Here is a 26,149-nt window from a genome sequence, read left to right on the forward strand (position 1 = left end):
CACATGATTCGTACAATCTTCAAAGCAAACAAGTGGGAACTGATGATGTATTTTGTGTTAACCGGATTAATAACACTCGGTGGATTCTACCTGTTATATGGGGAAGTGCTTACAGGAAGTAATCCCAATCGGGCATGGACGTTCATTGCTGTTGTTATTGTAGGAACCGTTGTCACGGGATATATCGCCGCATTGCGGCTTCAACGCAAAATTGATGTTCTGGATCTCAACATGCTGAAAGTGTCTAAAGGCAACTTGTCGGTTCGAATGCCGGAAGCGGATGATGCATCCTTTGGCCGGGTCTATCAGGAATTCAATGTGATGATGGAGTCGATCGAGAAAAAAATGAGGTTGCTCCAGCGGCTTGGCGAGCAGGAAGTGATCGAGAAAGAGCAGGCTTCCGAGCGTGCCGTTATCGAAGAACGTAAACGTATGGCACGGGATCTGCATGATACGGTAAGTCAGCAATTATTCGCAATGCATATGTCTGCTTCATCCTTGCCACGTTTGCTCGAAATGAATCCTGAGCATGGCCGGAATGTACTGGATCAGTTAATTCAGATGTCTCATATTGCACAGCGCCAAATGCGTGGACTGATCGCCCAGCTCAGACCCGTAGAATTGGAAGGACGCGACTTGGCTGGCGCACTGGATAGCTGGTTTCCTGATTATTGCCGCCAAAATGGCCTAAAAGGCGTGAAAGAGCTGGAACTGGATGGCGGAGTATCAGACGCCATTGAGCACCAGCTGTTTCTTATTATTCAGGAAGCTGTCGCGAACGTTGTCAAACATGCTGAAGCCGGACTGGTTAGTCTGGCCATTCGTGAATCGGAACATCAGATCAGTATGAGTATTAGTGATGATGGGCAGGGTTTCTTGCAACAAGCGGAACGACCGGGATCATACGGGTTGTCCACGATGCGTGAACGTGCAGAGAAGCTGGGCGGACAAGTGCAGATCATATCCAAGCCTGGAGCGGGTACGACAGTGCGGGTGCTCATCCCGAAATTTCAGAACGTGTCAGAGGGGGAAGCGGAATGAACAGCAAAATAAACGTAATGATTGTGGATGACCACGATATGGTACGAATGGGTTTGAAGACATATCTGATGTTAGAGCCTGCTTTTCATGTGACGGCAGAAGCAGGAAATGGACAGCATGCACTGGATCAACTTCGTCAGATGAAAGACGTGGATATGCCGAATTTGATTCTAATGGATTTGATGATGCCGGTAATGAACGGGGCTGAGGCAACACAAGCCATTATGTCTGAATTTCCGAGCATGAAGATTGTAATGCTGACCAGTTTCCTTGAAGATGATCTCGTTGTTCAAGCCATTGAGGCCGGGGCGGTTAGTTATGTTCTGAAAACCGTATCAGCCGAAGAACTGATCTATGCTCTACAAGGGGCTAATAGAGGTATGCCTGTGATGACAGGAGATGTCTCCCAGGCGTTGACACGGGGAATCCGGCAGCGGACGGCAAGAGAGAGTGAATCTGGACTCACGGAACGGGAGAAGGAAGTACTTTTGCTCATTGCGGAAGGGAAAACCAACAAAGATATCGGAGAAGAATTACATATCAGTATCAAAACCGTTAAAACACATGTAAGTAACCTGCTGATGAAATGTGAAATGGATGATCGAACACAGCTCGCTATTTATGCTCATCGACAGGGCTGGGTAAAGAAGTAGAGCTAAAATGTTGTTATGGCGGGAAAAAACATCAATTATTGCATGCTTTTATCTCCTTTTTAATTGTTTTTAAGGTACGATTAAGGTTCAAAGTACAAAATAAGGACAGTTAAAGAATATCTCTTGCGAATAAGAGATTGGGAGGTAGAGAGGCATGGACGAACGTAATTATAGATCTAATCGACAAGATGAGGAAAAGGAAACCAATCCAACTGAGAATCGCAATCCTGCCGGAAATGAAGACTCCTCGTATTATTATTCTTACGGGCCTTTCCAGTCCGTGAATCAGGAAGATACAGCAAGTCGCAACGGTACGCGTCAAGAAGGAAATGTAGAGATTACCAGACCCGATCCTTTGAAACCCGTACCTTCTCATTACAATAGTGAAATCCCTGAACAGGCGGGAAGAGTCTCTGGTGGCAGTGGTCAAGGCGGAGGCCAGGGGAATAACAATGGCAACTGGAATTACAACAGCCGCAGACCCCGTTCTTCTGTAAGATCACTTCTGTTCTCCTTTATTGCCGGTATGCTGGTGATCACGGTGTTGATGTACACTGCAGACAGAACGAATATGTTCACACCGCAAGCTGCGCTGACGAATAACGGTACAGAATCTGCTCAGGGAACTTCGAGCAATACAGGCGGTGGCAACAATGTGACGGCATCCTTGCTGCCAACAGGTAAAGAGGATGTATCATCTGTGGTAAAACAAGCCAGCCCGGCTGTTGTCAAAATTGAAACATTAGCGAAACAGTCCTCCCGTAATGGTGCAGGACAGGGTGGAGCGAATACAAGTGATCCTCTGTACCAATATTTCTTTGGTGGCGGACTGGGTGGACCTAGCGGAAATCAAGGTCAAGAGCCTCAACAACCGCAAGCTAGTAATCAACTTGTACCGATGGGCATTGGTTCCGGATTCATTTTTGATAAAGAAGGATATATTCTGACGAACCAGCACGTTGTTCAAGGTGCAGACGTCATTCAGGTCATGCTGGAGAACAACAGCAAACCGTACGAAGCTAAATTGCTGGGTAGCAGTTTTGACCTTGATCTTGCCGTATTAAAAATTGAGAAAAACAGCGGAGATAAAGATTTCCCTGTTGCCCCGCTGGGCAATTCAAGCAACACACAAGTTGGTGAATGGCTCGTAGCGATTGGTAACCCGGAAGGGTTCGAGCATACGGTAACTGCAGGAGTTCTTAGCGCCAAAGAACGTACAATCAGCATCCCGGACAAAGAAACAGGTAAAACACGTGAATACAGCCATTTGTTGCAAACAGATGCTTCCATTAACCCGGGTAACTCGGGTGGTCCATTGCTTAATCTGAACGGAGAAGTTATCGGTATGAACGTTGCCGTGAGTGCAGATGCGCAAGGTATCGGTTTTGCGATCCCGTCCAGTGTGATTTCTGAAGCGGTGAAATATTTGAAAGAGAACAAAGATGTTCCAAAAGAACCTGTACCGTTTATTGGTGCTTCTCTGATGAATCTCACCCCGGAAGTGGCTAAACAAATGGGAACAGATATTAAAGAAGGTTCAGTTGTTGCGAGTACGGTTTATCAATCACCAGCTTATCTGGCTGATCTAAGAGCATATGATATTATTACTGGTGCAAACGGTACACCATACGCTACAAGTCAGGAACTGATCGACTTTATTAAAACACAGAAAGTGGGCGGTGAGGTTACGCTCAATGTGGTTCGTGACGGTAAGAAAATCGATGTGAAAGTGAAGGTCGGTAACAAGAATGATTTCAATACCTCACAAACACAACAGCAATAATTGCAGTTAAGAGATGAAGGATAAGAACGGAAGGGTTTGAGGCCCTTCCGTTTTTTTTGCACGATGTTTCTATTTTGTTTGCACAGCCTCTCTATCATGGATTATGGAGAAGATGCGAATCAGGCCTTGGCCTGTTACAATGGGGATACAACGATAGGGTAAAGGAGAAAGACCATGCGCTCAACGATTTTAATTGTAGATGACGACGAGAAAATTGTGTCTATGCTGCGCCGAGGCCTGGCATTTGAAGGATATGAGGTACAGACGGCTTCTAACGGAGCAGAGGGCCTCAGCAAACTGATGGATAAGGAGCCGGATATTGTGGTGCTTGATGTGATGATGCCGCAGATTGATGGCTTTGAGGTCTGTCGCAGATTGCGGGAAGCAGGTAGTAAAGTTCCAGTGCTGATGCTTACTGCCAAAGATGAGGTTCAGAGCAGGGTAACTGGACTGGACACGGGGGCCGACGATTACTTGGTGAAGCCATTTGCGCTGGAGGAATTGCTCGCTCGTGTCCGTGCTTTGCTACGCCGCAAAGCGGATATCTCTAACGTAACGGACAATCGCCTGATGTATGAAGATATCATTTTGGATAATGATTCTCGCGAAGTGCTTCGAGATGGCAAGCGTCTTGAACTGACGGCAAAAGAGTTCGAATTACTTAACCTTTTTATGCAAAATCCGAGACGAGTACTCTCCCGTGATCTGATTATGGATAAAATATGGGGATACGATTATAGCGGAGAGTCTAATGTGCTAGAGGTCTATATCGCGATGCTTAGACAAAAAACAGAAGAGCATGGCGGCAAACGTCTGATTCAGACCATCCGGGGAGCCGGCTACATTTTGAGAGGTGACTCGTAATATGTCCATTCGGTTGAGACTAACCGCATGGTATTCGGGAATTTTGGCAGCCGTGCTGATTTTTTGGGGTGTAGTCATTTATGCTTTTGTTTACTTTAATACGTACAATGAAGTAGAGCAGCAGCTACGGGAAAAGAGTTTGAGGATCACGGAACAGATTGGCGTTAATCCGTTATCGCAGACCCTGGATCTCGATCCATTTGCAGAGAGCCAGCTTCAGGAGGCTCAGATCTATATTCAACTGGTGGACTATCAGAGCCGATCGGTAAAATATTCAGGAAATATGGAGAAAGCGGACATTGCTTTTCCTGTTGTCAATATAGGCCGGATTCGTGATGAGATCGGTATCTCGAAAGTGAATGTCAATGGCATCCCTTTTCTGGTTAATCAGCAGGCGTTATCTCTCCAAGGAACAAATGAGATCAGAGGACTACTTCAAGTAGGGGCTAATGTCAGTTCACAGGAGCGTTTGCTCGAGGCGTTGCGGAATATCCTTGTGTTTGGATGGCTGGTAGCTATGGCACTTGCCATTACATCAGGTTTGATTCTCGCCCGTAAATCCATGCGCCCGTTGGTTAATGTTATTGACGCGGCAAATCAGATACAGTCCGGGGATGATCTTAGTGTCCGTATCCAGTACACAGGGCCGAAGGATGAAATTGGCCGCCTGATCGAAACGGTGAACAATATGCTGGAGCGTACCGAGCTGTCCTTTCGCGGATTGGAGGAGACCAATACTGCGCAGAGACGATTTGTATCCGATGCTTCGCATGAGTTGCGAACACCGCTGACCACGATTCGAGGAAATGTTGATTTCCTGAAAAAGCTGTGGGATCAGGAGGGTGAAGATCGGCCGAATCTGGATGAAGATACGATCAGACAGATGTCTTTGGAAGCGATAGAGGATATGTCTGATGAGGGCAAACGCATGAGTCGCCTGATTAGTGATATGTTATCACTCGCCAGAGCGGATACAGGACAGAAAATCGAGCTTAATCCCATTCCGCTGCAGATTCTAGTGCAGGAAGTCGCACGAAGGTCCCAGTTTCTGGATCGTCAGGCCGACTGGTGTCCGGGAGATTTGTCGATCCTCAACGGTATTTACGTGAACGGTAGCAAAGATTATTTGCAGCAGATGTTGTTTATTTTTATCGAGAATGCGTTTAAATACACACCGGGTGGCTCGGTTACGCTGGATGCTCTGTTATACAAAGGGCAGGTTGGGCTGCGTGTCAGCGATACAGGCATTGGCATGGATCGGGACGAAGTGCCCTTTATTTTCGACCGTTTCTATCGGGCAGACGAATCCCGCGGAGCAACGCCAGGCATTGGACTGGGATTATCCATTGCCAAATGGATAATAGAGGAGCATAACGGTTCTGTTGAGGTCGTGACGAGACGTGGAGAAGGAACTACTTTTATCATCTGGCTGCCTGTAGTCTTTGCCCCGCCTATCGAATAAAGGTATAATAGAGGAAGACTGCAATTACATCGGCTTTTACAGCCGAAAAGAAAGCGGGTGGCAACCAAGTGGAAGTACTGCGAATTTCGCCGCGGGGATATTGTTACGGAGTTGTAGATGCCATGGTGCTTGCGCGTCAGGCGGCACGCAACCTGGATTTACCACGGCCTATTTATATATTAGGTATGATTGTGCATAACAAACATGTGACCGATTCTTTTGAAGATGAGGGCATCATTACGCTGGACGGTCCTAATCGGATGGAAATTCTGAACCAGGTAGAAAGCGGCACGATTATTTTCACTGCTCACGGTGTATCACCGGAGGTGCGCAAGCTGGCTCGGGAGAAAGGTCTGACCACAGTGGATGCAACTTGTCCGGATGTGACCAAGACCCATGATCTGATCCGGGAGAAGACAGCAGAAGGATATGAGATTATCTATATCGGCAAGAAGAATCACCCGGAACCGGAAGGGGCAATCGGTGTTGCGCCAGACCATGTTCACTTGATTGAGAAGGAAGAAGAGATTGAAGACTTGCGTGTGCCTGCGGGCAAAATTTTGATTACTAATCAAACTACGATGAGTCAGTGGGACATCAAGCATATTATGAGCCGGTTACTGGAGAAATTTCCTGGAGCTGAGATTCATAACGAGATTTGTCTCGCTACACAAGTCCGGCAAGAGGCGGTGGCAGAGCAGGCCGGGCAGGCCGACCTCGTTATTGTTGTGGGTGATCCACGAAGCAATAACTCGAACCGTCTCGCACAAGTGTCAGAAGAGATTGCCGGTGTAACGGCATATCGTATATCGGATGTAGCCGAGATTCAACAGGACTGGCTGAAAGGTGTGCAGAAGGTTGCGGTTACGTCAGGTGCATCAACACCAACACCAATCACCAAGGAAGTTATACTGTATTTGGAGCAGTATGAGCATGACCAGCCGGAAACGTGGGAAATTAAACGTACCGTTAATATGAGCAAGCTACTGCCTCCTGTTCGAGAGAAAACACGTACCACATAATTTTAAAATTAAAAGTGTTCCAATAGCATAATAAGAAACATCCTGTCTGTGCAGATCCTCGTTTGGATATGGCGTAGCGGGATGTTTTTTTGTCCATATTTTTGTATTGAAGGGGGCGGTCGGACAGGATATCACTTCTTGACGCAAGGGGGAAACTGTGTTATATTTACTTTAGTGATTAAAAGCTTAAAAGCGAACAAGCGTTTAAGCGCGACAGGGGTTTAGGGTACTGACAAACAGACTATAATCAGACGCACGAAATAAACGAGTGCTCTTATACAAGGAAGGATGGGACAATTTATGATCGTAATTGCAGGCAAAGCTACCTCGGAGGATCAGATTCAGGATATCGTTGGTGTTATTGAAAAGGAAGGGTTACAGGCACATGTATCCCGCGGAGAAGATCGCACCATCATTGGATTGATTGGTAAAGTGGAACCGAAGATGCAAGAGCACCTTCGTCAAATGAAGGGCGTCGAGAATGTGGTGAAGATTTCGAAATCTTACAAATTGGCAAGTCGTGACTTCCATCCGGAAGATACGGTTATTTCCATCAAAGGTGTAGATATCGGCGGGAAAGAGCTTGTTGTGATGGGCGGACCTTGTGCGGTTGAATCAGCAGCGCAGATTGATGAGATTGCTGGACTTGTTAAAGCGGCTGGTGGTCAAGTGCTCCGCGGAGGTGCTTTCAAGCCACGTACAGGTCCTTACAGTTTCCAGGGAACGGGTGTGGAAGGTCTGATCATGATGGCAGAAGCGGGTCAGAAACATGGCTTGCTGACGATCACAGAGGTCATGACGCCTGAGTATGTGGATATCTGTGCGGAGTACGCAGATATTCTGCAAGTGGGTACACGTAACATGCAGAACTTCGACTTGCTGCGCAAGTTGGGTGAGTGTGGTAAACCAGTATTGCTGAAGCGTGGATTCAGCGCGACCTATGATGAATTACTTAACGCGGCCGAATACATTTTGGCAGGAGGCAACCCGGATGTAATGCTGTGTGAACGCGGTATCCGTACGTTTGAATCGTACACACGGAATACACTGGATCTGTCAGCGATTCCTGTCTTGCAGTCTCTGAGCCATCTGCCAGTCATCTCTGACCCAAGCCATGGTACGGGACGCCGTGAACTGGTAGAACCAATGACCAAAGCCTCGGTAGCGGCAGGAGCTAACGGCCTGATCATTGAGATGCATACAGATCCGGATAACTCCATGACGGGAGACGGTGTACAGTCTTTGTTCCCTGACCAGTTTGCAAACTTGTTGCAGGATCTGGAGAAGCTAGCTCCAATTGTGGGCAGAACATTTAACACAGCTAAACAGCCGGCTGCATTTTTCCCGGCACGTGTGGGCGTATAATTAACGCAACCATAAAGATTTGAAAGTTAAACCGGACATCCCCCTATTTGTTCCTTGTGAACAAATAGGGGGATGTCCGGTTTTTCGTGTATTTTGGACATATGAACATATTTATTATCAAAGGTGATAAGAAACATTTATGATGTCACGTATTTCCCATCATTTAGGCTATTTTAGGGGTCGCTTTACCGCATTAAATCAGTCAAATACAAATTATTAACGTTGTTATATGAATTATTGAATATTATAAAATGTAAGTATACCTAACATGCTCGCAAAAAATACCTTACATAAGTATTGACGATGTAATGTTTTAGAAATTATAATGACGACAGAAAAAAATTCGAATATATAGACATTTTCTTCGTGGGGTTGTTTAATGTTCGGAATATTTGGGAGGACGAATACATGTCGGTTGAAAACGTATTGAAATCAATTCAAGAGAATAACATCGAGTGGGTAGATTTTCGTTTTGTAGATTTGGCTGGTCGTGCGCATCACATCTCTTTGCCAGCTTCGGCTGTTGATGCAGACACGTTCGTAAATGGAGTAGCATTTGATGGTTCTTCTATCCAAGGTTTTCGCGGTATTGAAGAGTCCGATATGGTTATGATGCCAGATCCTGAAGCGACTTATGTCGATCCGTTCACTGCACACCCTACATTGAATGTTATGTGTGATATTTTTACACCGGATGGCGAGCGTTATGAACGTGACCCGCGTAGCATCGCAGTTAAAGCTGAAGCTTTCCTGAAAGAAAGTGGCGTAGGTACTGCAGCGTTCTTCGCACCAGAATCCGAGTTCTTCATCTTTGACGATGTTCGTTATGAGAGCGGCACGAACAGCTCTTCTTATTTCGTAGATTCCGAAGAAGCATCATGGAACACAAACCGCAAAGAAGAAGGCGGCAACCTGGGCTTTAAAGTTCGCACGAAAGGCGGATATGTTCCAGTAGCTCCAGTGGATACTCAACAAGATATCCGCAGCGAAATGTGTCGTTTGCTGGAAGAAGCTGGTTTGTCCGTTGAGCGTCATCACCATGAAGTTGCAACCGCTGGTCAAGCTGAAATCAACTTCCGTTTTGATACGTTGAAGAAAACAGCAGATAACCTGCTTGTATACAAATACATCGTGCACAATACGGCACGTCAATATGGCAAAGTAGCAACATTCATGCCAAAACCGTTGTTCGGTGACAACGGTAGCGGAATGCACGTTCACCAATCCATTTTTGATGGTGATTCCCCGTTGTTCTATGATAAAGGCGGATATGCAAACCTGAGTGAAATGGCTCTGCACTATATCGGAGGTATCTTGTATCACGCTCCGGCTTTGATCGCTTTGACGAACCCAAGCACAAACTCGTTCAAACGACTCGTGCCTGGTTACGAAGCACCGGTTAACTTGGTATATTCCAAAGGTAACCGTTCCGCAGCTGTACGTATCCCGGTAGCGGCTGTAACACCTAAAGGCTGCCGTATCGAATTCCGTACACCGGACTCCACAGCTAACCCATACTTGGCATTCTCCGCAATGCTGATGGCAGGTCTGGATGGAATCAAACGTAAAATCAACCCTACTGAGCTTGGATATGGTCCACTCGACAAAAACATCTATGACCTGTCTGATGCAGATAAAGAAAACATCCGCAGTGTACCAGCTTCTCTCGAAGAGGCGCTGGATGCACTCGCAGCTGATAATGAGTTCTTGACTGAAGGTGGCGTGTTCACCAAAGAATTCATCGAGAATTACATCAACCTCAAGCGCGATGAAGCTAAAGCTGTTGCGATCCGCATTCATCCACATGAGTACAGCCTCTACTTCGACTGCTAATCGGTCGGAGTCGGAACAGAAATTGTTCCAACCCAAAGCCTCCGGGACTCGCTCTCGGAGGCTTTTCCTTGAAACAAACCGTGTAGCGCTTTAACTTTTTAGGGTGATAAAGGAATTTGATGGCTTTTAACGGGTATTCAGTGCATATTGCCCTTGAAGCAGTCAGGGAATACTGATATCATAGCGATAATATTTACTTCATATGTTAGGGCGTGTCTGAAAACTCCGAAGGGAGCAGATTTTGCCGGATTTTCGTTCCAAGCCAGGAAGTTCTCCGCAGGCGTGCCGGGGCACGTCAAGGGGAAGTGACGCAGCAGGGGGCGAAAAGACGATAAAAGATGCACTTCAGCGAGTTTTAAGACACGGCCTAGTTAAGGATGGAAAGGGCGGGGAAGTTTGTGACAAAGCGAGCGTATAACTTTAATGCAGGACCAGCAGCACTGCCACTAGAAGTATTGGAGCGTGCTCAGGCAGAATTTGTAGATTTTCGTAATACAGGCATGTCGATTATGGAGATGTCCCACCGTGGGGCGGTGTACGAGTCTGTACATAATGAAGCTCAGGAGCGCTTGTTGTCGCTGCTAGGTAATCCCAAAGGATATAAAGTTCTTTTCCTGCAAGGCGGCGCAAGCACCCAGTTCGCGATGCTGCCGATGAATCTGCTTGGGGCAGGTCAGACAGCTAGTTACATCATGACAGGTAGCTGGGCCAAAAAGGCTCTGTCAGAAGCGAAGTTGATTGGAGAGACACAGATTGTTGCTTCTTCGGAATCCGATAAATTCATGAAATTACCGAATGTTTCGAATCTGAGTTTACCTGAACGTACGGCTTATGTGCATATCACTTCCAACGAAACAATTGAAGGTACACAGTTCAAGAATTTCCCTGATACCGGATCGGTACCGTTGATTGCAGATATGTCCAGTGATATTTTCTGTAAACCGTTTGATCTGAATCAGTTTGGCATGATCTATGCAGGCGCACAGAAAAACCTTGGACCTTCGGGGATTACAGTTGTTATCGCACGGGAGGAACTGGTGAGCGAGTCTCCTAAGACGATTCCAACGATGTTCCGTTATAACACCCATGTGGATAATAATTCTCTGTATAATACACCACCATCCTTCTCGGTATATATGGTGAATGAAGTGTTGAAATGGATTGAAGAACAAGGCGGCCTGGTGGGTGTGGAACAAAAAAATATCAAGAAAGCGGAGTTGCTCTACAATACAATTGATTCCTCAGGGGATTTCTATCGTGGTTGCGTTGCAGCAGAAGACCGCTCGTTGATGAATGTGACGTTCAGACTCGCATCTGAGGAACTGGAGAAGAAATTTATTAAAGCCTCTGAGCAGGAGGGTTTTGTGGGTCTGAAGGGACATCGCAGCGTAGGGGGACTTCGTGCTTCCATCTATAACGCAGCTCCATACGAGAGTGTTAAGGCACTTACCGACTTCATGAAGCACTTCCAGCAAGCAAACGGATAACTTTAAGAATTCATGACCGAGTGTAGCAGTAGTAAGCTCTCGACGAGTCGTGCTACTGCTGTGGCAAAGCCTTCCACATTGACGTGTGGAGGGCTTTTCTTTAGAATTAGAGGATTGTTGTATACATGAACATGAAATATAAAGGAGATCAAACGCATATGGCATTACACATCGTTCTTGTTGAACCGGAGATCCCGGCTAACACCGGTAATATCTCGCGGACTTGTGCAGCGACAGGTACGCATCTGCATCTCGTGCGTCCTCTGGGATTCCGGACAGATGATGCAACCTTGAAGCGTGCTGGACTGGACTACTGGCATGCAGTTCATATCGAATATCATGATTCTTTTGATGAAGTTCAGGCGAAGTACCCGGACGGACGTTTTTTCTACGCAACAACGAAAGCCCAAAACCGGTATTCGGATTTCGAATTTCAGGATGGAGATTTTCTGGTGTTCGGCAAAGAAACCAAGGGGCTTCCACCGGAATTAATTGCTGCGAATCCGGAAACTTGCATGAAAATGCCAATGAGCAGTGATGTCCGTTCCTTAAACCTCTCCAACTCAGCAGCAATTATTGTATATGAAGCACTCCGCCAGCTGAATTTTCCAGGGCTGGATTAATAAATTGCTTCCGAAAAGACGGATAGAATTCGCTAAATAAACATTTTTCAAAAAAAAGGACAAAAAATGTTTATTTCCAGCAGGATTCGACAAAATTTTGGCGAATCTATAGATGTAGTACTAATGTACCTAGAAATTCAGAGTAAGATAGGAGAGGTGTGCCGTAGCTATGAAGCCAGCAGGAGTAGTTCGCAAAGTTGACCAATTGGGTAGGATCGTATTACCTAAATCTTTGCGCAAAAGGTATCAAATGAATGAAGGAGATCCTGTAGAAATTTTAGTTCAAGGGGATCATATTATCTTGGAAAGATACCGTCCGAAATGTATTTTCTGCGGATCAATGGAAGATGTCAATGACTTTAAAGAGCGTTACATATGCGCACAATGCTTGGAAGAAATGACTCAGCTTTCATAAAAAACAAGTACACAAAAACGTCATGGAGTTCATAAATTCCATGGCGTTTTTGGCTTGTTTATTTTTGGATTTTTTGTCATGAAGCCAATATAGGCAAGATCTGCTCCCAGACAGCGTTCAGAATACCTTGCATATTCTCTTCTTCACTGTTGATACTGATGACAGCCTTTTTGGAAGGCAGAACAATGCAAAATTGGCCAAAAGCTCCATCTGCGCGATAAGAATCATGCGAGCACATCCAAAATTGATAACCATAGCCTTGTCCCCAATCTCCATCTCCGTTTGTCTCAATCTGTTTACACGTAGCTGCCCTAATCCACTCATTAGGAACCAGTTGTTTATTATTCCAACGCCCTTCCTGAAGCAAAAACTGTCCAAACCGGCTTAATTCTTCATTGCTCAGCCAAAGACCTGCACATCCAAGGGTGATTCCTAGTGGAGAAGTCTCCCATTCTATATCAACCATGCCTAGTGGTTCAAAAAGCCGTGGTATGAGGTAATCTTTAACTGTCTGACCGATAGCTGCTTGAAGCATGGCCGAAATCATGAATGTATCCCCGCTACTATATGTGAAATGATTTCCTGGCATTCGATCTAATGATAAAGACATGTAATGTTTCACCCAGTCCTTTTCTTTTAAGGAGGCTCGTTCGTCTGCCCAGAGAGGAGGAGAATCATGGCCAGAAGACATGCAAAGCAGATCTCGCAGTGTAAGCTCTCGCGGAGAAGGCAGTTGTGGGGGATTTAGCTGTACTTGATCATAAGGGAAGTAATCGCCTAATGTGTCATCTAACTGAATGAGTCCTTCCTGAACGGCCAGTCCAACCGCCATGGAGGTAAAGGATTTACTTACCGAATGTTGCACACGGCGGCAATCACCGTCCGAATGCCATTCGTCCAGAAGCTGCCCATCGTGCAGAACACGTACAGAGTGTACATGAAGTTTCTCTGCTCTGATTGTATCTATGAATCCTTGAAGATGTTTAGACATGATAACCCTCCAGTTTTAGGCTTTTACCTGAATGAATTCAATCTGGTGAAACGTTTCCGTAAATCGAACACAAAATTAGAACTCATGTTAGTACAATCTTTGTTTGAAGTCAATTCAGGTGGAATAACGATGGTTAAACCTTAATGTACGCACAATAAAAGTGTCTTTTGGATCAAAATCGAAACGTATAAGTCACTTTTTTAAAGAAATAACGCGAAAATTGTAAAAAGGTTATTGACAGGATTTACTCATCGGGATTATGATTTATTCGAAACGATTCGAAGAAATCGCTTCCAAGTAAAACGTTGATATTTAATCTTCAAGTAAATCAATGTGGATTGTTTTTGAAACGATTCGAGAGAATCGTTTCGATACCAGAACCTAGTTACGGGGAGCATGTGGAAAGAAGAAACGGCACACAGAGAAGACAAAACAAGCAATCCGCAGTTAAAAGCAGCAAAGATGAAAGGGGTTACGATCATGGCGCATATTACGATCGAAACCGGATCGCCCACATTATGCATGAATACAAGCATACATGTGGTGTCCAGTGACTCCGGAGAGACTTCAGGCGGTACACTATATCTGCTTCACGGGGCAGGAGACAATGCGAGTACGTGGCAGCGTCTGACCACAATTGAGATGTACGCAGCCCAATACGGCTGTACCGTCATCATGCCGGAAGCGAGTCGCAGTTATTACACGGATATGGAATACGGCCTGAATTACTTCCACTACATCACGAAGGAACTACCCGAAATATGTGAAAGGCTGCTACGGTTGAACTCCGACCCAGCTAAAACGTATGTTGCCGGTTTGTCCATGGGCGGATACGGGGCATTGAAATGTGGGCTGACCTATCCTGAGCAGTACAGCAAAGTGGTGTCTTTATCCGGTGTAACGAACATTCAGGCACGTCTTCGTGATCCTCATATGCCAGAAGGTATGATTAAGGAAATGAAAGCGGTTTTTGGGGAACGGTTACAGGTTAAGGCTGATCAGGATATTTACGCATTGTCAGCCAGATTACTGGAGCAGGGAGGAACCTTGCCGAAGATTCTGAGCTGTTGCGGAGATCATGATCCTTTCGTGGAAATGAACCGGGAGTATACCGAGTACATGCAGGGAACTGCATTTGATTTTCGGTATGTTGAGACCCCTGGTACACATGAATGGAGATTTTGGGAGCAACATCTGAAAACGATGTTTGATTTTCTTTATAACGACAACACCATAGTAGAGTGAGGAGATGCAAATTGAAACCTGCAGCCGAAGGACCTGACAAAAAGCTGAAGGCAAACATGAGAGGCAAGTCGCTCTGGACGGAAGTCTGGAAGAACCGAATGACGTATACCCTGCTTGTTCCGGGACTAATCTGGTTGATCTTGTTTGCTTATATGCCGATGGGCGGCCTATCACTGGCGTTCAAAGATTACAAGGCGAACCTTGGAATCTGGGGAAGTCCGTGGAGCGGATTTGAAAATTTCAAATACGTTTTCCGTGATCCGACCTTTATTGATGCCGTATGGCGGACGCTTTACATTAACATTCTGAAACTGATTATTCAGTTCCCGTTCCCCATTATTCTGGCACTGCTGCTGAATGAGCTGCGGATGCGCAGAGGGAAAAAGTGGTTCCAGACCGTGCTGACATTCCCGCACTTCCTGTCCTGGATCATTGTATCCGGAGTCGTCATTAATGTGCTTGCATATGACGGATTAGTAAACAGTGCGCTCGGATTGCTCGGATTGCCAACGATTAACTTCCTGGGTTCCGAATCGAACTTTGTTCCCATGTTGCTGCTGACTGACATCTGGAAATCAAGTGGATGGGGCGCAATTATCTTCCTCGCTGCCATCTCGGGTATTGATCAGGATCAATATGAATCTGCACAGATCGATGGTGCATCCCGGATGCAGCAGATGTTTCGTATTACGCTACCAAACATTATGCCAACGATCATGGTTATGTTTATTTTGTCGGTGGGTGGATTGATGTCTTCCGGGTTCGACCAGATCTTCAACTTGGCGAATGCGGCAACGAAGAATGTATCTGAAGTACTCGATGTGTATATTTATCGGATTACGTTCCAGTCATCAACCGACTTTTCATTCTCGACAGCGGTCAGCTTGTTCCGTTCCCTGGTAAATATGGTGCTGCTGCTTCTGGCTGACAGATTTGCCAAGTGGCTTGGCGGAGACGGTTTGTTCCGATAAGAGAGGAGGAAAATAAGATGAGCAAAAAGACTGGTAGAAAGCCGAAAATTGGCACCGAACGAATGACGATTCTCGATTATTTTATATTTGCTGTTTTGTTAGTGCTTGCGCTGATGATCCTGATTCCGTTCTGGAACGTGATTATGATCTCGTTTGCAACGCAAAAAGAATATGCTGAAAATCCGTTCCTGATGTTCCCGAAAGAGTTCACGCTCGATTCCTATAGAGCGCTGTTCGCTGACGGAAGCATTCTGTCGGGTTACAAAAACACATTGATCTTGCTGGTTATTGGTCTGCCGCTCAGTTTGTTCCTGACGACAAGTATGGCTTACGGCCTGAGCCGCGGCAATTTCCCGTTCAAGAAGTTTCTCTTTTTCCTGGTACTGTTCACCATGATCTTTAACGGAGGTATTGTTCCTCTGTACCTGATTATGAAATCATTGCATCTGACAGGTACGTTATGGTCTGTCATTCTGGCAGGAAGTTTCAGTGCCTTCAACATGATTCTGATGATGAACTATTTCTATACCTTGCCTGAATCACTGATGGAATCTGCACGACTCGATGGTGCAGGAGAGTGGAGAATATTGTTCTCTGTCGTTCTTCCGCTGGCAACACCAATTATGGCAACCATTACACTCTTCTATGGGGTAGCCTACTGGAACAGCTGGTATGATGCGATGATCTTCCTGCGAAAAGCAGATCAGTTACCACTGCAAAACGTGCTAAGGAACATCATTGTAACGTCCACAACGAATGCATCCAATGCATCCAGTGTGGATGCAGTGAAACTGAGCAGCTTCTCCATGGGTATGAAGATGGCTGCCGTATTTGTCACGATGGTACCAATTATGTGTTTCTTCCCAATGCTGCAAAAGCACTTTGCCAAAGGGGTATTAACAGGGGCTATCAAGACCTGATATACACATAGGATTTCAATGCAAAAGAAATTCGACTAAAAACATGGGGGTAAAAGCATGAAAACGGGTAAAAAGTCGTCAGTCAAATCGTTATTTGCGATCACACTCTGTCTCTTGATGTTGGTAGTATCCGCTTGTTCCAACAGCAGCAAAGGCTCAGATGGTGGCAACGAAAAGGATGCGGAAGGAAATTACAAAGATAACCTGACCATTTCTGTAGCGAATCTGACCGAAGTGAAAAACGGAAATATGGACAATGAGTTCCACAAATTCTGGCAGGACAAATTTAATATCAAATGGGATTACAACTATATTGACTGGGATTCATGGGGTGAGAAGCTTCGCCTGTGGATTAACTCTGGTGACCTGCCGGATGTAGCGGTATGGAACTATGTACACGGCGATGCTATCAATAACATCGATCAAGGCTTGTTCTACAAATTCCCTGATGATTGGAAAGAGCGCTGGCCAAATGTTGCTGCGGCTTACAAACTGACTGGTCTTGGCGATAAGCTGGAAGAACTCACAGGCGGTACGTACGTGCTTCCTAGACCGATTTATTTTGAAAACAAACCGGCTGATCCGCTGACGAACCAAATCGGTGTTATTGCTCTTCGTAAAGACTGGGCAAAAGCCGTTGGTTTCGAACTGAAAGATGCATACACCACTTCTGAATTGAACAAGTTCGCTGAACTGGTGAAAGAAAAAGATCCAGGCAAGGTGGGCAATAAACTGGTGCCATTATCTTACAATGCTGCCGATGCAATGACAAACATGATTATGCCGAACAGCGTTCATGCGATGACAGATGTTCCTTTCTACAAAGGTGAAGATGGTCAGTTCCATTGGGGTCCTGCAGACCCGGAAACACTGACAGGTTTGAAACTGATGCAAAAAGCCTACAAGGATGGATTGCTTAACCCAGAGTTCTACACTTGGAAAAACAATGAAGGACAAAACAACTTCAAAGTAACAGGTACTGCGGCTGTAACCAGTCTTGGTGGATTGGCTTCTTACAGACAAGGTCTGGATTCCGATATGCGGAAAAATCTTGGCGTTAACAGTGATGACCTCGTTCACACAGCGATCGTTCTGGGCGATGACGGTAAATACCGTAACATGGAACAAGCGAACTTCTGGTCTGCTTTGATCTTCAATCCAAACATTAGTGATGAGAAATTCGAACGGATCATGGATCTGATCGATTACTCTGCAACGAAAGAAGGACAACTGCTGATCAATATGGGATTCGAAGGAAAAGACTGGAAATACGATGACAAAAAAGAACTGGTAAACTTGTTGCCTGAGGGAACGGTTTTGGAAGACAAATACCCTGCACGTTTTGAAGGACTTTATCTTCTGGGCGATGACTTCAGTGTCGTAAACCCTGCAATCAAAAAAGATTATCGTGACAGAGCCGTGGAACTGTTCCAAGAGAAAGCGAAGTTGGGTACAGAAACTAAATCACTGGCACCATACGATTGGGATGTTAACTTATACGATTCCAAAGCGAAAAGTCAGGCTTCGTTTGATTATCAAAACGAATATGCCAACTTGATCCTTAAAGGTGGCGACTTGGAAGCCAACTGGAAAGAGTGGGTTAACAGCAAAAAGTCTCTGGTTCAGCCTTATCTGGACGAACTGAACGAGAAGTTCAAGTAAACGTAATAAAATCATGAACAGAATGGGGATGGCAGGAGCGTTCTGTCTCCCCGTCCGATTGAACCCGGTGCGCGGTCTCTCCCCGAACGCAGCCGGGTTCTTTCTATCAATAAAGATGTAGTGGAGGATGATTACGTGAATAATCAGCAGTTGATGGATTTGGTCAATCAGATGACGCTGGAAGAGAAAGTGGCACAGTTGTTGCAGTTAACTGCCAATTTTTACGAAGGAACAGATATGCAGGGTCAGATTACAGGTCCGATGGAAGAGATGGGCATTACGGAGCAATCTGTACGAGCGAGCGGCTCCATTCTTGGTTTATCGGGTGCACAGGCTATTATCGATGTACAGCAGGCCTATTTGAAAAAAAGCCGACTCGGCATCCCGTTGCTGTTTATGGCAGACGTGGTGCATGGCTTCAAGACCATCTTTCCGATTCCGCTGGCGATTGGGTGTTCATGGGATCTGGAGCTGGCAGAGAAAAGTGCCGAGATTTCGGCACGTGAATCCGCTGTATCCGGTTTGCATGTAACCTTTGCACCGATGGTGGATTTGGTTCGTGATCCGCGCTGGGGTCGCGTGATGGAAACAACAGGTGAAGATCCTTATTTAAACAGTTTATTTGCAGCCGCTTTTGTGCGCGGTTACCAAGGGAATAACTTGACAGATGAACTGGATCGTCTTGCGGCTTGTGTAAAACACTTTGCGGCGTATGGTGCAGCAGAGGGTGGCCGTGATTATAACACGGTAGATATGTCAGAACGCCAACTGCGTGAATATTATTTACCAGCATACAAGGCAGCGCTGGATGCTGGCGTGGAGATGGTGATGACTTCATTCAATACCGTAGACGGTATTCCGGCCAGCGGGAATGAGAAGTTAATGCGTGGTATTTTGCGCGATGAATGGGGGTTTGACGGCGTGCTGATCTCGGACTGGGCTTCCATCCGTGAGATGATTGCCCATGGTGCGGCCGAGGATGACCGTGAGGCGGCATATCGCGCTATTCGTGCGGGTGTGGATATGGAGATGATGACACCGTGTTATGTCAAACATCTGCCTGAACTGGTTCAACAGGGCGAAGTGGATGAGAAGCTTGTAGATGAAGCAGTTTTGCGTATTTTGCAACTCAAAGATAAGCTGGGTCTGTTCGATAACCCATTCCGAGCCGCCGACCCTGAACGTGAGGATGAGATTGTTTTTTCCAGGGAACATCGTGAGGTATCACGGGAACTTGCTGCGAAGTCTGCCGTGCTGCTCAAAAATGAAGGGCAGGTTCTTCCGCTCGAACCGGATGCAAAGGTGGCATTAATTGGACCGTTTGCTCAAAGCGAGGACATCCTCGGCTGGTGGTCTTGTGAAGGCGTCAAATCGGATGCGGTGAAGCTGGGAACAGCATTGAAGGAGCGTCTCCCGCAAGGGAAGGTTGTTGTAGCTCAAGGCAGTCATGTTCACACGATAACAGATGAGCAGATTGCCGAAGCACTGGAGGCTGCAAGTCAGTCTGATGTCATCGTACTTGCACTAGGCGAAGATTCCGAGATGAGCGGCGAGGGTGGTTCACGGACAGACATTCGTTTACCAGCAGCGCAGTTGCAGTTGGTACAGGCGCTTGAGGCAGCAGGTAAACCGATCGCCAGTGTTATTTTTAATGGCCGTCCACTCGATTTGAATGGTGTTATCAGCGAATCGCATGCTGTACTTGAAGCGTGGTTCCCTGGAAGTGAAGGCGGAGCAGCAATTGCCGATGTGCTTACAGGCGCAGTCAATCCATCTGCCAGACTCACGATGTCTTTCCCGCAATCTGTTGGACAAGTGCCAGTATATTATAATCACTTCAATACAGGACGTCCGATCAACCCGAATAATACTGAAAATCGTTATGTTTCCCAATATATTGATAGTCCCAATGAACCGCTATTCCCGTTTGGATATGGTCTCTCCTATACGACATTTACATATGGAGATATTGAAGTGTCAGGCCACGAGATGGCTGCCAATGACACTCTGACCATCCAGGTGTGTGTAACCAATACGGGGGATCGTGCTGGTGTGGAGACCGTGCAATTGTATGTTCGGGACGTGAGTGGTGAAGTGGTTCGTCCGATGCGTGAGCTGAAAGATTATGTAAAGCTATCTCTTGCACCAGGTGAGACAGGTAAGGCAACTTTTACACTAAATGAAACGCAGCTGCGTTATCACCATGCTGATCTGAGTTATCACAGTGATCGTGGAGAGTTCCGTGTGATGGTTGGACCAAACAGCAGGGACACACGGAGCCACACATTCAGACTAATTTGAACCGGTTGATTCTGTGACGAGACGTACATTTCTTCAGATCTAATTAAACATCAGGTCTTTCGTAATGAGAGGCCTGATCAACATAACAGAGGAGCAAAGAATATGGTCAGTATCAAGGATATCGCCAAAAAGGCGGGGGTTTCCATCTCGACCGTATCATACGCGCTGAATGGAAGCAACAAAGTGACCGATGAGACTCGTTCGAAAATTCTGGTCATTGCCAAAGAACTAAACTATGTTCCCAATGCGGCTGCCAGAACATTGAAAAAGAGAGAGTCACGGATTTTGGGTGTATTTCTCACGGATTTCAGCGGGGATGTATACGGAGACTTATTAAGTGGCATGAAAGCGATTTGTAATGCCCAAGGGTATGATCTCATTGTATGCAGCGGCAAACAGTCCCATCGAATGTTGCCGGAAAGAATGATTGACGGCGCTATTATTCTCGATCACACGTTTTCGAGCGAGGAACTTATGCAGTATGCGGATCGAGGACACAAAATTGTAGTGCTTGACCGTGAGTTGAAACATCCCAATATTAATCAGGTTCTGCTCGATAATAAGGCTGGAGCCACACTGGCGATGGAATATTTGATTGAACATGGTCACAAAAAGATCTATGTGGTCACAGGTCCGGAAGGTTCGTTTGACTCTGTGCAGCGATTGAAAGCCGTAAGACAGGTTGCTGAGCGTGAGGCGGATGTAGAGTGGATAGAAGTCACGGGAGATTTCGAGAAAAGCGGAGGGGAACGAGCCGCGGATCAAATTATTCAAACGTATAGTGGACCGGCAGCTGTCTTTTGTCTCAATGATGAGATGGCTATTGGTTTATGTGATCGTCTTGCAGACAGTGAACTCCAGGTGGGCAAGCACATCGATGTAATTGGCTTTGATCATATTGAGCTTAGCAATTACGTGCAGCCCAAACTCGCAAGCATCGATTATTCCAAACGGAAATGGGGAGCGATCGCAGCTGAACAATTAATTAAAATTATTGCTGGAGAACCCGTTGATCACGAGCGAATATATGTCACTTTGGTGGAAGGGGAGTCTGTGACAGGGCCGAATCAGGCTGAGGTTATGCTGTCCCTGCCAAACGAACGTGCAGTCAGCTACTAATCGCTGCATAGCATCATTGCTCGCTGGTTACCTTGCATATATCTTTCGTTATAACAAGAGACAAGCTTTGGAAGGATGGAACGTCCTTTTAAGACTTGTCTTTGCTGTACGCGATAACATGAAAAAAAGCCTCTCCAGAGAGAGGCTTGGCCTTACAGGCCTTTTGTTTTGTCGTGATTGTAGGATGAAGTGAGAATACCTGTGGTAAATAGCGTAAGTACAACTGCAATAATCCAGAATGTCAGTGAAAACGACATACACTTCGCACCTCCTGCACAAGCTCATTTACTTCTATTATAACCATATTCGTTAGAAAAGGAATGCCCTGCCCCATCATTTGTAAAATAAAAAGTGGGTAGGTACAGGTCTCAGACTACCATCCGAAGGGTGGTTGATCACCCGGTTATTCAGAATTAACGATGAGGAACCACCGCCATCCAGATTATAGGCGTCCATCACGCCCAGTTTAAGCATTCTGCCTTGCATTTCTTCGAGGGTGGCACCCGAACTCCCGCTCTCGTTGTAACCATCGACTACCATGATAAGTAATTGATCATCCTTGTAGTTGCCAATGACAGTTCGTGGAGCTCGTTTGGGTGAAACCTTCCATTTGTCTGGAATAATTGTTTTCTGTCCATTTTTCATAAGGACCGGTACAAAAGTCGCTCCAAATTGCGGGCGCAGACGATCCAGAGCGTTTTTATCGAAAAACTTGCCTCCGACCAGCTTACCGGCATCGTTAAGTCCGACAAAGAACAAATCTTTGAAACTGGCTTGAAAACCGTTGATGTACTTGCCGTTCATGACGGTTGTACTGAGGGGATAACGTTTGCCACCACTGTCAGCAAATCCGCCAGCATTAATCCCGGCAATCGCTCCGTTACGTTTCACCGCCTGCATTGTCGTTTCTGATCGACCAAGTTCACTATTTAGAGCCATTTGCATCGCGCTGTGATCCTTTAGATTGATCTTCATGGCATATCCCGTGTAAGTACCTGGATTAACCCGATACATCTCGATGGTGATCCGATCACTGTCTACACGCTCAAAAGGAACACCAAGTTTAGCCGTAATCCGTTTGTTGTAGATGCTTTCCGGACGAGAGGCTTGAACAGCAGCCTTTTGTACAATGTCAGACATGGTACTGGTAGTTTTGTTGTAGAGCTGGGTTGTTCTTTTAATAGAAGAAGAAGTTTGAACAGCAGCCTCCTTTGCTCCTGCAAGCTCTTTACTGATTGCTTGGGTCTGAGAGGTTATACGATCCTCAGGCAAGTTAGAAGAAATTACGGTACCTGCTTCAAACTCTGGACGAAACAGCAGCAAACATATGATTAATCCTATAAAAGGAGCGAGTGCAAGCATAAAAAAACGATTAACCTGTTTCGCGGGTGTAATCATTTGAGCAAGTCCATCTTTTTCTGGAGAGCTTCCAGTTGTTTCTTCACTTCGCTCAGCTGCGTATACAATTTATTACTGTTGTCCGTTTTGCTGCTTGCATTATCCTTGGTGAAAGTCAACAGTTCATTGAAAGACTGAACTTGTCCCTGCAATGCTGCAACTTCCGAGGATATCGTTGTTAGCTGCTTTTCGTAGTCGGTTTTCAGTGCGTCAATCTGCTTTTGTGTATGGACCTGAAGCTGGTTGATCATCTGTTGCTGGAGGTGGTTACTATAATAGTAGGTTCCAGTGACTCCTAATGCAATGAGAACGATCCACATGACCAGAAACCATTTAACGGATGATCTGATCTTGCCTTTGGCGCTCCGGGTGTGATGGGTGTCAGAAGACGGGTCGGATAGATTCATAACATCACTCCTGGTTCAATAGATTAAAGATTAAAAATGCCAATCCTCATTCTACCATGCTGCATTTATTTACGCAAAAATGAAATTCTTTAAATAATAGATGAAAAAGAGATTGCATCGGAAGGAAGTCCTAGGATACAATTTCTTATAGATGCAATAAGTAGGAACTTTGGGTGAGTTTTTCGACTTTTTTAGATAGGGATGCAGGAAATTTATACTAGGTTTTGATCATTTCAGGCATGGAAAGAGACCCGTCTTACCGTCTTTACAGTGAAATATAGTCAGAAAACAGAACGTTTAAGCGTCTGGGTCCTGTATTTCTTCTTTATTCGACACAATCCGACCTTTGCTTCATCTATACTCGGACTGTCGCATAGACTGTGTAAAGGATATGGATGGAAACAGAAGTCAATTGCCCAATACATAACAGGGGGAACCATAATGAAAAAAGTATGGCAGGTGGTCATCGTTGATATCCACCCCACCAGCATGCTGGGAACAAAATTAATCTTGGAAGAGCAAGAGGATTTGACAGTACGTGGTATGACTTCGACGGGAACAGAAGGCCTTGAACTGGTGAGTGTGCACAAGCCTGATCTGATTCTGATGGATTATCGTCTTCCGGAAGGACAGGCGGATCAATACATCGCCCAAATAAAAGGGCTATCGAATGACACACACATTATTATTCTGACAGATGAGGATAACGTAAAGCTGTTTCGTCATCTGATGAGCCTTGGGGCAAGCGGCATGTTATCCAAACAGGCTTCACCAAGCCAACTGATTCATCTGATCTCCGGACTAAGGGAGGGCTACGTTTCTATTCCAATGTCTTGGTTAAACAGTGAGGATTGGGGTCATCCTGCTGACTCACCGGCAGAAGAATGTATAATTGAACTAACCGAAACAGAAACTTTTATTATGGAAAGAATTGTTCAAGGGGTAACCTATGATAAAATAGCGAGTGAGATCAATGTGAGCAGACGCTCAATTGACAATTATTTACGTAAAATTTATGTGAAGCTGGAAGTAAACAGCAGAGCGCAGGCCATCGAACGTTATGCCTTACATGCAAGGCAGGCTAAGACACTGTCCTGATTATTGCCTTTGCTCGTTCTGTCAGGTCAAGATTAGATGGATCCGGTCAGGTAATCATTCAGGTATTTGTCCAGTTAGTTATATTTGGTGTCCGGTTGGAATAGGTTGTAGGGCGGCTGCGAGAACAGTTTCGGATTAGGGATGAAGGGGGATTTATCCATGAAATATTTCTTTGCTTCCCGTACCAACAGGCTTTTATCTTCACCGCTGAGGGATATACGTGAGATGTCTGGCAAGGAATATTTCATTTCTCTCGCTGAAGAATTGCCTGCGGAGGAACTGTTTCCATTTAAACTGTTGGAGGAAGCAGCACTGTCTGTATTCAGTTCAGGGCCTTCTGCTTTGCAGTATGGTGAGCCTGGAGGATATGCACCATTAAGGGAATGGCTGAACAATGATTGGAATATGCGTAAGGGTATCCGAACCGTATCCGATCAGATTCTGCTGACCACAGGTACCCAACAAGCCATCGATCTTGTAATGCGTCTGTTGCTGGAGCCGGGAGACTCTGTGCTTGTCGAACATCCGACTTCTCCCGGCTGTCTTGAAGTCCTGGAAATGCAGGGAGCGGCGATTGTACCAGTCGCCGGAGATCAGGACGGCATACTGCCGGATTTATTGGAACAGCACATGCAGCAGGTGAAGCCTAAGCTGCTTTTTGCTGCACCCAGCTTTTCCAATCCCACGGGAATCTTGTGGAGCATGGAACGACGAGAAGCCGTGCTTGATCTGTGCGCGCGCTATGGTGTGTTACTTGTGGAGGATGATTCCTATGGCGAGTTGCATTTTGACGGTCTGGAGCCAGCTGCTTTCTACCGCAAGTATCCTTCACTCTTCGCACTCGACACCGCAGATCAGGGTGGACATGTCCTCCACATTGGCTCTTTTAGCAAAACGGTTGCGCCGGCACTTCGCACAGGGTGGGCCGCTGGACATCCGGCACTTATAGAGGCGATGACATCTGTTAAACGGATTGCAGATGGACAGTCCAGTCCGATGAACCAGCGTCTGTTGTATCAGCTGTTAGCGCAGTCTCCCTTCCGATGGAGCGATCACTTGTCTATGCTGAACAAGGAGTACAAAACCAGACTTAAATTGATGCTTGAATTATTGAAAAGACCAGGCTGGAAAGGGTGCAGCTATAACATTCCTGAGGGTGGAATGTATCTGTGGGTCCAGCTGCCTGAAGGGCTGAACAGTGAGGCACTGCTCAGGGCAGCTTTATTGAAGGGGGTATCTTTTCTACCCGGAACGTTATGCTCCACAGGCACGCTGGATCAACAATATATTCGGTTAAACTTCAGCCGTCCAGGGCGTGATGAGTTGCTACTTGGCATGAATCTGATTAGCGAAGCCATCTCAGAATTTACCGCTCGCAGCTAAAGATAGAACGATTGCATACACAGAAATTTCAATGTAGTTTACAAATCATAGAGATTACCTTATTGCATCCACTAACATTTTTATATATAATGTGAATTAATGAGTT

At 45.8% G+C, this 26,149-nt stretch carries 22 protein-coding genes; 19 read left to right on the forward strand and 3 right to left on the reverse strand.

All coding sequences use genetic code 11. The features are described from left to right. Nucleotides 1-3 precede the first annotated feature (3 nt). The 11 genes from ACUTVW_RS03750 (at nt 4) to ACUTVW_RS03800 (ending at nt 12,548) form a co-directional block, all read left to right on the forward strand. A complete protein-coding gene (locus ACUTVW_RS03750) occupies nt 4-1,041 on the forward strand; it encodes a HAMP domain-containing sensor histidine kinase (protein ID WP_445644539.1) in 1,038 nt (345 codons plus the stop codon). After that, nucleotides 1,038-1,694, forward strand: a complete 657-nt coding sequence (locus ACUTVW_RS03755; RefSeq protein ID WP_445644540.1) for a response regulator — start codon at nt 1,038-1,040, stop codon at nt 1,692-1,694. The genes ACUTVW_RS03750 and ACUTVW_RS03755 overlap by 4 nt, the downstream gene beginning before the upstream one ends. 154 nt (nt 1,695-1,848) lie before the next feature. Next, the gene (locus tag ACUTVW_RS03760; protein WP_445644541.1) at nt 1,849-3,477 is read left to right on the forward strand and encodes a S1C family serine protease; all 1,629 of its coding nucleotides are present in this window, start codon (nt 1,849-1,851) and stop codon (nt 3,475-3,477) included. A gap of 174 nt (nt 3,478-3,651) precedes the next feature. Next, the gene (locus ACUTVW_RS03765) at nt 3,652-4,341 is read left to right on the forward strand and encodes a response regulator transcription factor (RefSeq protein WP_445644542.1); all 690 of its coding nucleotides are present in this window, start codon (nt 3,652-3,654) and stop codon (nt 4,339-4,341) included. Nucleotide 4,342: 1 nt separating this feature from the next. Next, entirely contained in the window at nt 4,343-5,803 is a 1,461-nt protein-coding gene (locus ACUTVW_RS03770; protein WP_445644543.1) for a sensor histidine kinase, read from the forward strand. Nucleotides 5,804-5,871: 68 nt separating this feature from the next. Continuing rightward, the gene (locus tag ACUTVW_RS03775; RefSeq protein WP_445644544.1) at nt 5,872-6,825 is read left to right on the forward strand and encodes a 4-hydroxy-3-methylbut-2-enyl diphosphate reductase; all 954 of its coding nucleotides are present in this window, start codon (nt 5,872-5,874) and stop codon (nt 6,823-6,825) included. 300 nt (nt 6,826-7,125) lie between these two features. Next, entirely contained in the window at nt 7,126-8,190 is a 1,065-nt protein-coding gene (aroF, locus tag ACUTVW_RS03780) for a 3-deoxy-7-phosphoheptulonate synthase (RefSeq protein ID WP_445644545.1), read from the forward strand. 408 nt (nt 8,191-8,598) lie between these two features. Next, nucleotides 8,599-10,023: a type I glutamate--ammonia ligase gene (gene glnA / locus ACUTVW_RS03785; RefSeq protein WP_445644546.1), complete on the forward strand. Its 1,425-nt coding sequence runs from the start codon at nt 8,599-8,601 to the stop codon at nt 10,021-10,023. A 398-nt stretch (nt 10,024-10,421) separates the two neighbouring features. Next, the gene (gene serC, locus ACUTVW_RS03790; protein ID WP_445644547.1) at nt 10,422-11,510 is read left to right on the forward strand and encodes a 3-phosphoserine/phosphohydroxythreonine transaminase; all 1,089 of its coding nucleotides are present in this window, start codon (nt 10,422-10,424) and stop codon (nt 11,508-11,510) included. 158 nt (nt 11,511-11,668) lie between these two features. Continuing rightward, nucleotides 11,669-12,133 carry a tRNA (uridine(34)/cytosine(34)/5-carboxymethylaminomethyluridine(34)-2'-O)-methyltransferase TrmL gene (gene trmL / locus ACUTVW_RS03795; RefSeq protein ID WP_445644548.1) on the forward strand — a complete coding sequence of 155 codons (465 nt, stop codon included), beginning with the start codon at nt 11,669-11,671 and terminating at the stop codon, nt 12,131-12,133. 169 nt (nt 12,134-12,302) lie between these two features. After that, a complete protein-coding gene (locus tag ACUTVW_RS03800; RefSeq protein ID WP_090919903.1) occupies nt 12,303-12,548 on the forward strand; it encodes an AbrB/MazE/SpoVT family DNA-binding domain-containing protein in 246 nt (81 codons plus the stop codon). Nucleotides 12,549-12,624: 76 nt separating this feature from the next. On the opposite strand, the gene ACUTVW_RS03805 is transcribed toward ACUTVW_RS03800, so the two are convergent. After that, entirely contained in the window at nt 12,625-13,539 is a 915-nt protein-coding gene (locus tag ACUTVW_RS03805) for a serine hydrolase domain-containing protein (RefSeq protein ID WP_445644549.1), read from the reverse strand. Between the two features lie 396 nt (nt 13,540-13,935). Here ACUTVW_RS03805 and ACUTVW_RS03810 point away from each other — a divergent pair, with 396 nt between their 5' ends. From ACUTVW_RS03810 to ACUTVW_RS03835, 6 genes are all read left to right on the forward strand, one after another. Then, the gene (locus ACUTVW_RS03810; protein WP_445644550.1) at nt 13,936-14,784 is read left to right on the forward strand and encodes an alpha/beta hydrolase; all 849 of its coding nucleotides are present in this window, start codon (nt 13,936-13,938) and stop codon (nt 14,782-14,784) included. A gap of 11 nt (nt 14,785-14,795) precedes the next feature. Next, nucleotides 14,796-15,755: an ABC transporter permease gene (locus ACUTVW_RS03815; RefSeq protein ID WP_445644551.1), complete on the forward strand. Its 960-nt coding sequence runs from the start codon at nt 14,796-14,798 to the stop codon at nt 15,753-15,755. Between the two features lie 17 nt (nt 15,756-15,772). Beyond that, nucleotides 15,773-16,675 (forward strand): carbohydrate ABC transporter permease, encoded by a 903-nt coding sequence (locus ACUTVW_RS03820; protein ID WP_445644552.1) that lies wholly within the window; start codon nt 15,773-15,775, stop codon nt 16,673-16,675. 57 nt (nt 16,676-16,732) lie between these two features. Further along, nucleotides 16,733-18,337 (forward strand): ABC transporter substrate-binding protein, encoded by a 1,605-nt coding sequence (locus ACUTVW_RS03825; protein WP_445644553.1) that lies wholly within the window; start codon nt 16,733-16,735, stop codon nt 18,335-18,337. A gap of 135 nt (nt 18,338-18,472) precedes the next feature. Then, nucleotides 18,473-20,638 carry a beta-glucosidase BglX gene (bglX, locus tag ACUTVW_RS03830; RefSeq protein ID WP_445644554.1) on the forward strand — a complete coding sequence of 722 codons (2,166 nt, stop codon included), beginning with the start codon at nt 18,473-18,475 and terminating at the stop codon, nt 20,636-20,638. Nucleotides 20,639-20,740: 102 nt separating this feature from the next. Continuing rightward, entirely contained in the window at nt 20,741-21,757 is a 1,017-nt protein-coding gene (locus ACUTVW_RS03835; RefSeq protein WP_445644555.1) for a LacI family DNA-binding transcriptional regulator, read from the forward strand. Nucleotides 21,758-22,090: 333 nt separating this feature from the next. On the opposite strand, the gene ACUTVW_RS03840 is transcribed toward ACUTVW_RS03835, so the two are convergent. Together ACUTVW_RS03840 and ACUTVW_RS03845 are read right to left on the reverse strand one after the other, a co-directional pair. Next, nucleotides 22,091-23,155 (reverse strand): phosphodiester glycosidase family protein, encoded by a 1,065-nt coding sequence (locus ACUTVW_RS03840; RefSeq protein ID WP_445644556.1) that lies wholly within the window; start codon nt 23,153-23,155, stop codon nt 22,091-22,093. Next, complete coding sequence (locus ACUTVW_RS03845; RefSeq protein ID WP_445644557.1) at nt 23,152-23,562, reverse strand: hypothetical protein; 411 nt, start codon at nt 23,560-23,562, stop codon at nt 23,152-23,154. Before ACUTVW_RS03845 ends, ACUTVW_RS03840 begins: the two co-directional genes overlap by 4 nt. 441 nt (nt 23,563-24,003) lie before the next feature. Here ACUTVW_RS03845 and ACUTVW_RS03850 point away from each other — a divergent pair, with 441 nt between their 5' ends. Continuing rightward, nucleotides 24,004-24,660 (forward strand): response regulator transcription factor, encoded by a 657-nt coding sequence (locus ACUTVW_RS03850; RefSeq protein WP_445644558.1) that lies wholly within the window; start codon nt 24,004-24,006, stop codon nt 24,658-24,660. A 159-nt stretch (nt 24,661-24,819) separates the two neighbouring features. Next, complete coding sequence (locus ACUTVW_RS03855) at nt 24,820-26,043, forward strand: aminotransferase-like domain-containing protein (RefSeq protein WP_445644559.1); 1,224 nt, start codon at nt 24,820-24,822, stop codon at nt 26,041-26,043. Nucleotides 26,044-26,149: the final 106 nt, after the last annotated feature.

The organism is Paenibacillus sp. TSA_86.1, assembly GCF_052691815.1.

Bases quoted from the DNA above. Each gene is read 5' to 3' on its own strand.
- ACUTVW_RS03750 (WP_445644539.1), top strand. From the start codon at position 4: ATGATTCGTACAATCTTCAAAGCAAACAAGTGGGAACTGATGATGTAT.
- ACUTVW_RS03755 (WP_445644540.1), top strand. From the start codon at position 1,038: ATGAACAGCAAAATAAACGTAATGATTGTGGATGACCACGATATGGTA.
- ACUTVW_RS03760 (WP_445644541.1), top strand. From the start codon at position 1,849: ATGGACGAACGTAATTATAGATCTAATCGACAAGATGAGGAAAAGGAA.
- ACUTVW_RS03765 (WP_445644542.1), top strand. From the start codon at position 3,652: ATGCGCTCAACGATTTTAATTGTAGATGACGACGAGAAAATTGTGTCT.
- ACUTVW_RS03770 (WP_445644543.1), top strand. From the start codon at position 4,343: ATGTCCATTCGGTTGAGACTAACCGCATGGTATTCGGGAATTTTGGCA.
- aroF (WP_445644545.1), top strand. From the start codon at position 7,126: ATGATCGTAATTGCAGGCAAAGCTACCTCGGAGGATCAGATTCAGGAT.
- glnA (WP_445644546.1), top strand. From the start codon at position 8,599: ATGTCGGTTGAAAACGTATTGAAATCAATTCAAGAGAATAACATCGAG.
- trmL (WP_445644548.1), top strand. From the start codon at position 11,669: ATGGCATTACACATCGTTCTTGTTGAACCGGAGATCCCGGCTAACACC.
- ACUTVW_RS03800 (WP_090919903.1), top strand. From the start codon at position 12,303: ATGAAGCCAGCAGGAGTAGTTCGCAAAGTTGACCAATTGGGTAGGATC.
- ACUTVW_RS03805 (WP_445644549.1), bottom strand. From the start codon at position 13,539: ATGTCTAAACATCTTCAAGGATTCATAGATACAATCAGAGCAGAGAAA.
- ACUTVW_RS03810 (WP_445644550.1), top strand. From the start codon at position 13,936: ATGTGGAAAGAAGAAACGGCACACAGAGAAGACAAAACAAGCAATCCG.
- ACUTVW_RS03820 (WP_445644552.1), top strand. From the start codon at position 15,773: ATGAGCAAAAAGACTGGTAGAAAGCCGAAAATTGGCACCGAACGAATG.
- ACUTVW_RS03825 (WP_445644553.1), top strand. From the start codon at position 16,733: ATGAAAACGGGTAAAAAGTCGTCAGTCAAATCGTTATTTGCGATCACA.
- ACUTVW_RS03835 (WP_445644555.1), top strand. From the start codon at position 20,741: ATGGTCAGTATCAAGGATATCGCCAAAAAGGCGGGGGTTTCCATCTCG.
- ACUTVW_RS03840 (WP_445644556.1), bottom strand. From the start codon at position 23,155: ATGATTACACCCGCGAAACAGGTTAATCGTTTTTTTATGCTTGCACTC.
- ACUTVW_RS03845 (WP_445644557.1), bottom strand. From the start codon at position 23,562: ATGAATCTATCCGACCCGTCTTCTGACACCCATCACACCCGGAGCGCC.
- ACUTVW_RS03850 (WP_445644558.1), top strand. From the start codon at position 24,004: ATGAAAAAAGTATGGCAGGTGGTCATCGTTGATATCCACCCCACCAGC.
- ACUTVW_RS03855 (WP_445644559.1), top strand. From the start codon at position 24,820: ATGAAATATTTCTTTGCTTCCCGTACCAACAGGCTTTTATCTTCACCG.